This window comes from Nocardiopsis sp. TRM 82005 (genome assembly GCF_056312425.1).
The window spans coordinates 53,303-65,848 of sequence record NZ_JBWDTQ010000031.1 but is presented as its reverse complement, the minus strand read 5'-3'; the positions used below and the strand labels follow the sequence as shown (position 1 = coordinate 65,848).

At 71.6% G+C, this 12,546-nt stretch carries 10 protein-coding genes; 3 read left to right on the top strand and 7 right to left on the bottom strand.

What is annotated here, in order from left to right; all coding sequences use genetic code 11:
* Window position 1: 1 nt before the first annotated feature.
* Window positions 2-1,633, bottom strand: coding sequence for a glycoside hydrolase family 10-like protein (locus tag AC0T5L_RS23125; protein WP_476167578.1), 1,632 nt, complete (start codon window positions 1,631-1,633; stop codon window positions 2-4).
* A gap of 326 nt (window positions 1,634-1,959) precedes the next feature.
* Window positions 1,960-3,003, bottom strand: coding sequence for a LacI family DNA-binding transcriptional regulator (locus tag AC0T5L_RS23120; protein WP_476167577.1), 1,044 nt, complete (start codon window positions 3,001-3,003; stop codon window positions 1,960-1,962).
* Between the two features lie 350 nt (window positions 3,004-3,353).
* Here AC0T5L_RS23120 and AC0T5L_RS23115 point away from each other — a divergent pair, with 350 nt between their 5' ends.
* On the top strand, window positions 3,354-5,297 hold the full coding sequence (locus AC0T5L_RS23115) for a cellulase family glycosylhydrolase (RefSeq protein WP_476167576.1): 1,944 nt from the start codon (window positions 3,354-3,356) through the stop codon (window positions 5,295-5,297).
* Window positions 5,298-5,366: 69 nt separating this feature from the next.
* A complete protein-coding gene (gene manD, locus AC0T5L_RS23110) occupies window positions 5,367-6,581 on the top strand; it encodes a D-mannonate dehydratase ManD (RefSeq protein WP_476167575.1) in 1,215 nt (404 codons plus the stop codon).
* A 117-nt stretch (window positions 6,582-6,698) separates the two neighbouring features.
* Here the strand turns inward: manD and aztD are convergent, their stop codons facing one another.
* From aztD to aztB, 4 genes are all read right to left on the bottom strand, one after another.
* Window positions 6,699-7,886 (bottom strand): zinc metallochaperone AztD, encoded by a 1,188-nt coding sequence (gene aztD / locus AC0T5L_RS23105; RefSeq protein ID WP_476167574.1) that lies wholly within the window; start codon window positions 7,884-7,886, stop codon window positions 6,699-6,701.
* A 91-nt stretch (window positions 7,887-7,977) separates the two neighbouring features.
* The gene (gene aztC / locus AC0T5L_RS23100) at window positions 7,978-8,946 is read right to left on the bottom strand and encodes a zinc ABC transporter substrate-binding protein AztC (protein WP_476167573.1); all 969 of its coding nucleotides are present in this window, start codon (window positions 8,944-8,946) and stop codon (window positions 7,978-7,980) included.
* 5 nt (window positions 8,947-8,951) lie between these two features.
* Entirely contained in the window at window positions 8,952-10,151 is a 1,200-nt protein-coding gene (locus tag AC0T5L_RS23095; protein WP_476167572.1) for an ABC transporter, read from the bottom strand.
* Window positions 10,141-11,034, bottom strand: a complete 894-nt coding sequence (gene aztB / locus AC0T5L_RS23090) for a zinc ABC transporter permease AztB (protein ID WP_476167571.1) — start codon at window positions 11,032-11,034, stop codon at window positions 10,141-10,143. Before aztB ends, AC0T5L_RS23095 begins: the two co-directional genes overlap by 11 nt.
* 63 nt (window positions 11,035-11,097) lie before the next feature.
* Between aztB and aztA the strand changes: the two genes are divergently transcribed.
* A complete protein-coding gene (gene aztA / locus AC0T5L_RS23085) occupies window positions 11,098-11,838 on the top strand; it encodes a zinc ABC transporter ATP-binding protein AztA (protein ID WP_476167570.1) in 741 nt (246 codons plus the stop codon).
* Between the two features lie 59 nt (window positions 11,839-11,897).
* On the opposite strand, the gene AC0T5L_RS23080 is transcribed toward aztA, so the two are convergent.
* Window positions 11,898-12,344, bottom strand: a complete 447-nt coding sequence (locus tag AC0T5L_RS23080; protein WP_476167569.1) for a hypothetical protein — start codon at window positions 12,342-12,344, stop codon at window positions 11,898-11,900.
* Between the last annotated feature and the right edge of the window lie 202 nt (window positions 12,345-12,546).

The following is a 12,546-nucleotide window of genomic DNA, read 5'->3' as shown; positions in this document are numbered from 1 at the left end:
GTCAGCTACGCGGGTCGGCGATCTCGCCGGCGGGTCCCTCGACCCGGTAGTCGTCCAGCGCGGTGACCGCGTACGCGGACTCCTCGTCCCCGTTCCCGTCCTTCAGCGAGGTCTTCCCGGTCACGTCCACGAGGTTGTCGGCGGAGAGCGCGTCGCAGTACTTCTCCACGTCGCCCGACTCCACCAGCGCGGCCTCTTCGGAGTTGAGGCGGTAGACGGCGTAGGAGCCCGCCCCCTCGACCCCCTGCCACTCCAGCTCGGTCCGGTCGTCGCTGGTCGTGGCGGTCAACTCGCTCACGGCCCCGACCAGCGGCTCCCCCGCACGGGAGTCGTCGGCCAGCGGCGGCAGGGCGGGGTCGCCGTAGTGGTCGTCGGCCAGTTCCCCGTAGGCCTCGTCGGCCACGTTCGTGAGGGACTTGAAGGAGAAGTAGACGTCTCCCTCGACCTCGGGGTAGTCGGCGGAGTAGTCCAGCTGGGTGCTGAGCGCGTCCTTGCCGGTCCAGCCCTCCTCACCGGCACGGTAGGCGGCCTGCCCGATGTAGAGGTCCACATCGGTGCCCTCGACCTGCTCGGACCACCACGGCACCAGCTTCTCGTAGTCGGCGGTGTCGAAACCGCGCTCCCAGTACAGCTGGGGCACGACGTAGTCGATCATCCCCTCCTGGATCCAGGCCCGGGTGTCGGCGCTCTGGGCCTCATAGGACTCCAGCCCCGAGGTGTCCGACCCCTTGGAGGTGCTGTCGTCGTTGCGCCAGATGCCGAACGGGGAGATCCCGAAGCGCACCCAGGGCTTGGTCTCCTGGATCCGGTCGTGCACGCCGCTCACGAGCTTGTTGACGTTGTCGCGGCGCCAGTCCTCGCGGCTGTCGAAGTCGCCGCCGTGCTTCTCCCACGACTCGTCGTCGTCGAAGACGGCGTCCTCGGCAGGGTACGGGTAGAAGAAGTCGTCGAAGTGCACACCGTCGATGTCGTAGCGCTCGACCACATCCATGATGACGTTGGACACCCACTCACGGACATCGGGGTTGCCCGGGTCGAGGTAGCCCTCGCGCCCGTGGGTGACCAGCCAGTCGGGGTGTTCCTTGGCCGGGTGGTCCTCGGCCAGTTCCTCGATGTCGGATTCCATTCCGACCCGGTACGGGTTGAACCAGGCGTGCAGCTCCAGGCCCCGCTCGTGGGCCTCGGCCACCGCGTACTCCAGCGGGTCGTAGCCCGGGTCGCCGCCCTGCTCACCGGTCAGGTACTTGGACCAGGGCTCCAGATCCGACTCGTACACCGCGTCGGCGGTGGGGCGAACGTGCAGGAACACCGTGTTCAGGCCGAGGTCGGCCGCCTCGTCGAGGCGCTTGTCCATCTCCTCCTGCTGCTCGTCCGCGCTCAGACCGGGTTCGGAGGGCCAGTCGATGTTGCCGACCGTGGTCAGCCACGCGCCGCGCATCTGTCTTTTGTCCTGTGCCGACTCGCATCCGGCGGCGGCCCCTGGCCCGGGACCGGGGCTGGACCCCGGTTCCGTCGGGCTGTCGGCGGCGCCGATGATCGCGTATCCGGACAGCATGAGCCCCGCGGCGGCGGCCGCTGCCAGCCACCGGGAGCGCCAGCGGGGAGCGAGGCCGGCTCGTCGTCCAGGGGTCAAGGGAACTCCTCTGAGCTGCGTTGGCGTCGGGTGACGTCGCGGTTGGACCTCAGAGTAGGCAAAGAAGTAACATTTTGGACAATGTTGGGCCGTTTAGTGGGTTGAATCTCACCTGGGAGGGGAAAACAACCTGTCGGCCTTTGAGGGTGCCTTCTGAGGGGTCCCTCCTCCAACACCGCTGCCGTCGTGAACGTTCCCGCTCCGCGCACATCGTTTTGGGAGGTGAACCCGCCCACGGAGGCACGACCGGCCCGCGGCCGGGAGCATGGGAGGAGCGGGACGGCCGCCCGGCGGAGGGGGTGGAGCGGCGGCTCCGACGGCCGGGCTCACGCTCCGGGCGCCGCCGTGGACTCGCGCACCACGAGCCGGGGAGGGGCGATGGCGGGAGCCTTGGCCGCCTTGTCGTCGAGCTCGACGACGAGCCGGAGCGCGGCGGCGCGGCCGAGCCCGACCAGGTCCTGGCCGACCGTGGTCAGCCGCGGCTGCACGAGTGCTCCCAGGGGAAGGTCGTCGTGGCCGACCACCGACAGGTCCCGGGGCACGTCCAGGCCCCGCCTGCGCGCCGCGTTGATCCCCGCGATCGCCATCATGTCGTTGGCGTACATGATCGCGGTGGGCCGCACGGCCAGGGACAGCGCCTCCTCCGTGGCGACAGCCGCGGCCTCCGCGGTGAAGTCGGGGACCGGAAGCAGGACGGGGGAGAGCCCGTGTCGCCGTGCCGCCTGTTCCAGGACGCGGCGGCGGAAGCCGGTGTGCACGCGGTCCTCGGGGCCGAAGACGTAGGCCGCGTGCCGGTGGCCCAGCGCGGCCAGGTGCTCGACCGCCTCGGTCACACCCCGTTCCTGGTGGGGCGCCCGCACCGTGGGGACGGGGTCCTCCCGCCATGGCGTGCCGATCAGCACCGCGGGCAGCCTGAGCCCTCGGAGCAGCTCGAACCGGGGATCGCGGACCAGGCTCTCGGTGAGGATGACGCCGTCGACCCTGCGCTCCTCGGCCAGGCGGCGGTAGGCGCGCCGCTCGGCGTCCTCCTCACCGCCCACGATGTGCAGGAGCAACCCGTAGTCCATGGGCGCCAGTTCGCGCTCGATCCCCGAGATCAGCACGGTGAAGTGCGGATCGGAGGTCAGCAGGTCCGGGGAGCGGCGCGAGACCATGCCGATGGCCCGGGTGCGTGCCCCCCGTAGTGCCACGGCCGCGGCCGAGGGCGACCACTGGAGCTTGTCGACCGCGTCCAGGACGCGCCTGCGGGTGGGCTCGGCGATGCTGCCCTTGTTGTTGACCACCTTCGACACGGCCGAGACCGACACCCCCGCCAGCGCGGCGACGTCGGAGATCGTGGGGCGGTCGGCCCCCCTGCGCGCGCCCGTCATGGCGTTCTCGGCCGGGCCGGGGCACCGGATACGGGGGATTCCTCGCGCACCAGTGCCGCTCCCTTCGCGATCGTGGGGTCCCGCCGTCCGCCCGCCGGAGGGCGCCGGCGGCCGGGGCGGCCAGATTACCAGTCGCCACGGGCCCGGCCCCTGGGCTGTCCGGCCTCAGGAAAACGGTACACATGTGCGAGCAGCCCGTGCGGCCCTCCCCGGTTCGCTGGACGCGGGTGTTCTCAGTGGGGCAGAGGTATCCCGTGTTCCACAGTCGTGGGCGAAGGCTCCTCGGGGGTCGACACCCAAGAAGGAAAACGATATACCTGCGTCGAAGGCACACGTGAGAAAAGGTCGGTATGAAGCGCAACTCCGCCAGGCTCGGTACGGCCGATCAGCCCCTGATCTGGGTCGGTGTCAACTTCTGGTCCCGCACGGGGGGACCGCTGATGTGGCGAAACTACGACGGCGCGGTCATCGACGAGGAGCTGCGCGTCCTACGCGACCACGGCATCACCGTGACGCGCAGCTTCCTGTACTGGCCCGACTTCCAACCCGAACCCGACACCCTCGACCCGCGCATGCTGGAGCGCTTCGACGACTTCCTCGAACGCCATCGGAACCTGGGCATGCACACCATTCCCACGTTCATCGTCGGCCACATGTCGGGACAGAACTGGGATCCCCCCTGGCGTGGGGGCCGCGACGTCTTCACCGACGAGTGGTTCGTGGACCGCCAGGCCTGGTACGTGCGCGGTGTCGCCGGGCGCTGGAAGGACCACGAGAGCATCACCGGATGGCTCCTGACCAACGAGATCCCCATCTACGCGGACTGGCGGGGGCGCGGTATCGGGACCCTGGACCACCGCGCGGTCACCGCCTGGGCCGAGACCCTGGTCGGGGCGCTGCGCGACGCGGGCGCCCGCCAGCCCGTCTCCGTCGGCGACGGATCGTGGGGCGTGGAGACGACCGGAGCCGACAACGGCTTCCGGGTGCGCGAACTCGAACCCCTCATCGACTTCCACGGCCCGCACGTGTACCGCATGGAGAACGACCCGGTACGGCAGAACCTCGGCGCCGCCTTCGTCTGCGAACTCCTGGACCTGGGCGACAAGCCGGTGGTCATGGAGGAGTTCGGCGTGACCTCGGACTACACCTCCGAGGAGAACGCGGCGCACTACTACCGCCAGACCCTGCACAACACCCTGCTGGCGGGCGCCGCCGGCTGGATCCCGTGGAACAACACCGACTACGACGCGCTGCATGAGCAGGAGCCGTACAGCCACCACTCCTTCGAGATGCACTTCGGCCTCACCGACGACCGGGGCAGGCCCAAGGCGCAGTTGAGGGAGGTCAAGGAGTTCACCGACCTGCTGCGGCGCACCGACTTCGAGCGCCTGTCACGCCCGGACACGTCGATCGCCCTGGTCGTGTCCTCCTTCCTGGAGCGGATGTATCCGTTCACCCAGCCCGAGGACGCGAGCAGCGTCCTGGCCCATACCCGGCAGGCCTACGTGGCCGCGCGTGAGGCGGACCTGCCCGTGGGCGTCGCCCGTGAGGCCGACGGCCTGCCGGAGGACTGCGCCCTGTACCTGCTGCCGTCCGCCAAGCAGCTCACCGCTCCCGCCTGGCGTCGGCTCGTGCGCCGGGCCGAGGAGGGTGCCACCGTCTACGCCTCCTACTTCGTCGGTGAGCACGGGACCCAGCGCGGGCCGTGGTGGCCCAAGCTGGACGAGACCTTCGGGGTGGTCAAACAGCTGCGCTACGGGCTCACCGACCCCATCGAGGACGACCGGCTGCGCATGACCTTCCAGCTGGACTTCGGCGGTGTCGGCGCGGGTGAGACGCTGGAGTTCCCCGTCGCGGGCAACGAGCACTCACGGACCTTCCTCCCGGTCGTGCCGGAGGACGCGGAGGTCGTGGCCACCGACGCGCACGGGCACCCCGCCCTGCTGCGCAGGCGCACCGGGCGGGGACAGCTCGTTCTGTGCACCTACCCTCTGGAGCACATGGCCGCCCTCACCCCGGCCGCCAACCCCGAGCCCACGTGGCGGCTGTACGCGGCACTGGCGGAGGAGGCGGGGGCCCGCCCCCGCGTACGGGTGGAGGACCCCCGTGTCCTGGTGGGCACGATGCGCCACGAGGACGGTCGGGAGCTGGTCTGGTTCCTCAGCCAGCACCCGGAGCCCCTGAGCGCCGAACCCGTCCTCGCCCAAGGCCGCCTGGCGGACCTCGACGGGGCCGGGATCGGCTCGGTGGACCTGCCCGCCTACGGGGTGAGGGTCGCCGAACTCCTCTCCTGAGCCACCGCCGGGGCGTGCGGCCCCGCCGCCGACCGGGACCGAGGACACCGACACACGTGAGGAAGCGCCATGAAGATCACCTCCGCCGACGTCATCGTGACGTGTCCGGGGCGCAACTACGTCACCCTGAAGATCACCACCGAGGACGGCGTGACCGGTCTCGGCGACGCCACCCTGAACGGCCGCGAGCTCGCCGTCGCCTCCTACCTGCGCGACCACGTCTGCGCCCTGCTCGTCGGCCGCGACGCCGGGCGGATCAACGACGTCTGGCAGTACCTGTACCGGGGCGCCTACTGGCGGCGCGGTCCCGTGACGATGACCGCGATCGCCGCCGTGGACTGCGCCCTGTGGGACATCCTCGGCAAGGAGGTGGGCAGGCCCGTCCACCAGCTGCTGGGCGGCGCGGCCCGCGAGGGCGTGATGGTCTACGGCCACGCGAGCGGCGGGTCCGTCGACGAACTCCTCGACTCGGTCGCGGGGTTCCTGGAACAGGGGTACCGGGCGGTCCGCGTGCAGGCCGCCGTGCCCGGACTGGAGAGCACCTACGGGCTGCACCACCCGGGTACGGGCGCCACGTACGAGCCCGCCGACGCCGCGGTGCCCACCGACAACGTGTGGCACACCCCCGCCTACCTGGACTTCGCGCCCGAGATGGTGCGGGCGGTCCGGGAGAGGTTCGGCTACGGCTTCCACCTGCTGCACGACGTCCACCACCGGCTCTCCCCGCTGGAGGCGGCCCAGCTGGGCAGGTCGCTGGAGCCCTACCGCATGTTCTGGATCGAGGACCCGACCCCGGCCGAGGACCAGGAGGCCTTCCGCACGATCCGCCAGCACACCACGACCCCGCTGGCCGTCGGGGAGGTATTCAACTCGATCTGGGACTGCCAGCACCTGATCACCGAACGGCTCGTCGACTACGTCCGGATGTCGGTCTCGCACAGCGGGGGTATCACGCACCTGCGCAGGGTCTTCGACCTCGCCGACCTGTACGGCGTGCGCACCGGCTCGCACGGCGCGGGCGACCTGTCCCCCGTTTCCTTCGCCGCGGCCCTGCACCTGGACCTCACCGTGCCCAACTTCGGCATCCAGGAGTACATGGGACACCTGGAACCCGCGAGCGAGGTGTTCCGGACCGACTACACCTTCGAAGACGGTTACATGCACCCGGGCGACGCGCCCGGCCTGGGGGTGGAGATCGACGAGGAGGCCGCGGCCCGCTACCCCTACGAGCCCAGGTACCTGCCGGTCAACCGCAGGATCGACGGCTCGATGCACGACTGGTGAGAAGGCGGCCGGGCCGGTCCGCGGGGGAGCGTACCGGCCCGGCGCCGGGGGCCTCGCCCCGGCGGGAGGCGGGGTGTCAGCGCTGTGACCGGAAGGGGGCGCGCCGGTCCGGGCCCCCTAGGGCGCGACCCCGCTCAGCTCGTTGGGCGACTCCTCCAGGTCCACCGAGGCGGTGACCTCACCGGACTCCAGGTCCAGTGCGTGGACCCGGTTCCCGGCCGGGTCGCTCACGTAAGCGGTACCCCCGCGCACGAACAGGGCCGGGCGGGGCTGCTGCCACTCCAGCGGCTCCCGCCACTCGTCCATCACCTCGATGCCGTCCACGACCTCACCCTCCTCGGGATCGATCACGTGCAGGCTGCCGTCGGTGCCCAGGACCAGGGCCTCGCCGCCGGGACCGCGGCCCAGGGAGCGGAAGGTGTAGCTGCTGGGCAGGTCGACCAGGGTCAGACCGGCGTCCGTGGTGTCCACGAGGGAGACCTGCTCGGGACGCTCCAGCTCGGCGCCGGGGTCGGTCTTGTAGTCGCCCAGGACGATCGGCGACTCCTCGCTCCCGGCCTGGTTGCCGATGCGCCCGTAGCCGTCGGGGCTGTCCACCTTGGTGAACGCGCCCTCCTGGTAGATCAGGACGCCGTCCTCACAGCCGATGACGACCGTCTCACCGCCGGCGGTGCTCTCGCCGTGGACGCCCGGGCACTCCTCGCTGCGGGCGACCTCCTCTCCGGCGGAGTCCAGGACGAGGGCGCCGACGCGCTCCTCCTCGTCGCCGAGGGTCAGCAGCGTCTCGCTGTTCGCCAGTTCGACGGCCACGCCGTGGTGGGCCTCCTCGGCCTTGAGGACGTCGGTCCCGGGCAGGCCGTCGCCGAGGGCACCGGTGTCGAAGGCGGTGATCTCACCGCTGCCGTCGGCGAACAGGACCGTCCTGCCGGCGTGCCGGACGACGTGGCCGGGGGACTCGGCGGGGAAGAGGGTGTCGGTCAGCTCAGCGCCGGCGGCGTCCAGGACCTGGAAGCCCTCCGATGTGGAGACCATGACGTGCCGCTCGTCACCGGCCGGGTTGATGCGGTTGAACCCCTCCAGGGCGATGTCGCCGACGACCTCCAGGGTCCGGCCGTCCAGGACGTACAGGCCGCCGTCGTAGGTGGTCACGACCGGGTCGTCGACGACGGCTTCCGCCGCGGTCCGGTCCTCGCCGTCCTGCTCCCGCGGAGTGTTCTCTCCGGTGCCGCACGCCGTCAGCAGCAGCCCCGCGGACAGCAGAACGGGCAGTGCCGCCTTACGGGTGGGGCGTAGTGGTGTGTTCATAGGATCTTTCCGCTGCTTTCTCTCGGGGTATTGAGGGGTTCGCGACCGGCCGGAGCGACCGCCGCGGTGGTACCGGGGCCCTGTGCCCCGGTCACTCGCCACGCAGCCCGGCGGCGATGGATTCGGTGTTGGCGCGCATCATCTCCAGATAGGTGGCCGCGCCCTGCCCCTCCTCGCTCAGCGACTCGGAGAACAGGGGGACCACCTCGATGCGCACCCCCGCCTCCTCCGCCATGACGGTGGCCAGACGGTCGGGCTGGGAGGAGTCGGCGAACACGGCGTCGACCCCAGCCCCGCGCACGGCGTCGGACAGGGATCTCAGGTCGGAGCTGCTCGGCGAGGCCAGGGTGGTGCCGCCGGGGATCACGGTGCCGACGACCTCGAAGCCGTAGCGCTGGGCGAGGTAGCCGAAGACGTGGTGGTTGGTCACCAGCTTGCGGTCCTGCTCGGGGATCGCCGTGAACTCCCGCTCCATCCATGTGTCGAGCTCCTCCACCTCTTCGGTGTAGGCCTCGGCGTTGGCGCGGACGGCGTCGGCGTCCACGCCGTCGACCTGCTCGACGACGTGCTCGGCGATCAGGTCGACCGCCCGGACGACCCGCTGCGGATCGGTCCAGAAGTGCGGATCGGGCTCACCCGCGTCCGCGTTCCCCGCCGAAGCGCCCCCGCTCCCGCCCTCCGCCGAGGTGAAGGGGAGGGGGTCGACGCCCGCGGCGACCTCCAGGGCGGGCACCCCGTCCTCCTCCGCCGCGGCGACGTTGCGCAGCACCCCCTCCTCCAGGCCGAGGCCGTTGTAGACCACGAGCGCCGCGTTCTCGACCGTCGCGGCCTCCCGGGCGGAGACACCGAAGGAGTGGGGGTCGGCGTTGGGCTTCATCAGGACGGTGACCTCGGCCTGGTCACCCACGATCTCCCTGGTGACGTCGCCCAGGATGTTGGTGGTCACCACGACGCCCCCGCCCGTGTCCGTTCCGGGTGAGCAGGCGGCCGATCCCAGGACGGCGGCTCCCGCCAGTGCGGCCGCGGTCGCCCTGAACAGGGGTGCTGATGGTGTGGCCATGATGGTCAATGTCCCGTCTCGACCATGAGGTGCGGCGTGATCTCCGTGGGGAGGGTCCGCGCGACACGCAGGTCGTCGTCGTAGTCGATCTCGTGGACGACCCCGTCCGCCGCGTCGTTGACGTAGGCGCGGCTGGTGTCGGCCAGGATGACGGGGGTGTGCTCCCCGCCGGTCTCCACGGGCAGGTCGGCGGAGGCGTTCTCCTCACCCGTCTCCGGGTCCAGGGAGTGCAGGGTCCCGTCCCCGGTCAGCACCAGGACGGGGGCGCCCTCGCCGACGGCCGTCACGGCCACCGCGCCGGTCAGGTCCAGGGGCGTCCACCCCGGGTCGGCCAGGTCCAGGGCCCAGACCTCCTCCTCGGTCGACACCGAGGCCAGGGCCGAGGACCCGGGGCGGTGGTGGAACTCCTCGGTCCGTCCCAGCGCGCCGTCGGGATAGGGGATCAGCGTGCTCGTGAACGTCCCGTCGTCCTCGGTGACGTGGAGGGCGCCGTCGGCACAGCCGATCACCGCTCCGCGCCGGGTGACGGCCTGGCCGCGGGGGTCGGCGCAGGTGTCGTCGAGGAGTTCCAGGGAGGATCCGCCGCGGTCGTGGACCCTGACACCGCCCTCGCCGGCCACCAGGAGGTGGCCGGCGAGGGGCAGGACCTCCTCCGCGTCGTCGGGTACGGGTACGGCCGTCTCGGCCGCCCCCTCCTCCAGTTCGGCCCGGTCCAGCACGGCGGCTCCGCCGTCACGGCCGTTGAGGGCGGTGAGGACCAGGTCCGCGGACACCCGGTCCGCCGCGAGGCCCTCCAAAGGGCCCACATGTCGGACGTCGGCGCGGTAGTAGTGGCTGTGGTCCCCGTGGTCGACGGTCCACACCCCGCTGTCCACGATGTGCGTCATCCCATGATCCGATGACGACAGGTAGGCGAAACGGCCGTCACCGGCGATGCCGTCGACGTCCTCCACCGGGTCGAGGCCGCTGGTCTCTCCGGTGATCAGGTCGAGTACCCGGACCTCTCCGCTGTTCACGTCGGCGACCACGAGGCGCGACTGGGGTTCGGCGCTCTCCTCCGCGCCCTCGACGTAGCCGTGCGGTACCTCCTCTTCCTCCTGGCCCTCCGTGCCGTCCCGGGCGTCACCGCCCGCGCAGCCGGTGGCGAGGAGGAGTGCGGACAGCCCGGTCGCGCCCAGCGCGGTGGTGCGGTGTTCACGCTTCATGCGTCATCGGCCTCTCCGTCTGTACGAGTTCTTCTTCCGGGGCGTTCGAAGGGGGCGCGGGAGCCCTGAGCCGGGAGCGGACGGCGGCCGCGCACGCCGAGGCGAAGAAGAGGACCACGGCCCCGGCGGCGATGGTGGCCCCCGCGGCCGTCTCCCAGTGCCAGGACACGAGCAGGCCGAGGAAGGTGGAGGCGCTGCCGAGCACGGCCGCGCCCAGCATGATCGCGGGGATGCTCCGTGCCCACAGGGCCGCTGCCGCCGGGGGAGCGATGAGCAGTCCGAAGACCAGCAGGGTGCCGACCACGTGGAAGGAGGCGACCACGGCCAGGGTGACCAGGCCGAGCAGGACGCCGTGGACCACGCGGGGCGCCAGCCCCAGGGTGTGGGCCTTGCGGGGGTCGAAGGCCAGGGCGACGAACGCCCGGTGGCCCGCGAGCGAGACCGCCAGGGCCACGGCCAGGGCGGTCCCCAGGGCGACCAGGTCGCTTTCACGCACCGCCAGCACGTCTCCGAAGAGGAACCCCGTGAGGTCGACCGCGAAGGAGGCCGAGTGGGAGACGATGATCACGCCGGCCGAGAGCATCCCGACGAAGAGCAGCCCGATGCTCGTGTCCTGTGACAGCCGGGAGGAGCGGCCCAGGGCGGTGACGCCCGCGGCCATCGTCCCGGCGGCCAGGGCGGCCCCCAGGAACAGGCTCTGGCCGAGCAGGGACGCCAGCGCCACCCCGGGCAGCATGCCGTGCGACATCGCGTCACCCAGAAAGGCCATGCCGCGCAGCACCACCCAGGTCCCGGCGAGGGCGCAGATGAGGGAGACCAGGATCCCTCCCCACAGCGCTCGCTGGACGAAGACGACCCCGAACGGATCGGACAGAGCTTCCATGGTTCGACACTATATAACGATAACCATTATCGTTTTCAAATCGGGTTGACGTAAGGAGTGCGGATGGACCGGGTGGAACTGGACGGCGTGTACGCGGGCTACGGGAGACGCGACGCCTTGCGGGGCGTCGACGCGGTGATCCCCACGGGGGCGGTCACGGCGCTCGTGGGGCCCAACGGCTCGGGTAAGTCCACGCTGCTCGGGCTGCTGGCGGGCACGGTCCGGGCCCGTAAGGGAAGGGTCGTGGCCGAGCGGAGGCCGCGCCCGGCCCTGGTGGTCCAGCGCAGCGCTGTCTCCGACGCCCTGCCCGTCACGGTGCGCGAGACGGTCGCCATGGGGCGATGGGCGCACCGGGGGTTCTGGAGGCCGCTGACCCGGCGCGACCGGGCCGTGGTGGACGAGTGCCTCGAACGCATGGGGGTCGCCGACCTGGCCGGTCGGCGCCTGGGGGAGCTGTCGGGCGGCCAGCGGCAACGGGTCCTGGTGGCCCAGGGCCTGGCCCAGCAGGCGGGGCTCCTCCTCCTGGACGAGCCGTCGGCGGGGCTGGACCACCGCTCACAGGAGCGTGTCCGCCGCCTCCTGACGCGGGTCCGCGCGGAGGGGACGACCGTCGTCCACGCGACCCACGACCCGGAGGAGGCCTTCGACGCCGACCACTGCCTCGTACTGGCCGACGGCCGGCTCCTGGCCTCCGGGCCACCGGAGGACGTCGCCTGGGCCTGGGACGCGGCCCGGGGCAGGAGCGGTGCGCGCCTCGTGGAGCCGGTCGCCCCCGGGGGTTCCCCCGTTCCGGGGGACTCGTGACCGCCGTGTACGCGGGACGGGGCCCGCGCACATCCCACCGGGACGGGCCCGGGGTCTGCTCAGCCCTGGTTCTGCGGTGCGGGCCGGGAGGCCCGCACCAGGGCCAGGGCGGCGTGCAGGGACTGCTCGGCCTCCTCCAGGTCGCCCTCGGTGTGTTCGGAGTCCGGATCGGCGTGCGCGGCGACGAGGGCGTGGGCCGCGAACATCGCGGCCTCGGCCGCCGCACCGGCACGCGAGGGAGCGGGGTCGGTGGCCCACTGCCAGTCGGCGATGGTGCGCTCCATACGCCGGTACAGCAGGGCCTGGCCCAGCTCGCGGTCCTCCACGGTGTCGGCCCAGGAGCCCGGGGCGCCGTCGCGTCCGGGCACCGGGGCGGGCCCGGCCCGCATCTCGCCCGCGGCGATCAGGCTCTCGGCCAGCGCGGGCTCGTCATCGCTCCGGGCACCGTCGGGCCGGTGCTCGGGGTCGAAGAGCGGTGGGAGGCCCAGGGCAGTGAGCGCGCGCACGATCGGATCCGGATCGCCCGAAGTCCACATGATTTCCGCCTCTTGACCATCTGTTGACCCTTGCGGGAAACAGTGTTCCCTGATTGCCGACAATCCATTCTCCAGGTCCGGGCAAGGCGGAGGGAACGAGGGTGCGCGTCCCGCGCCCGGAGGGCGGTCCCTCAGCCGAACAGCATGATGAGGTCGCGGGAGTAGACGACGA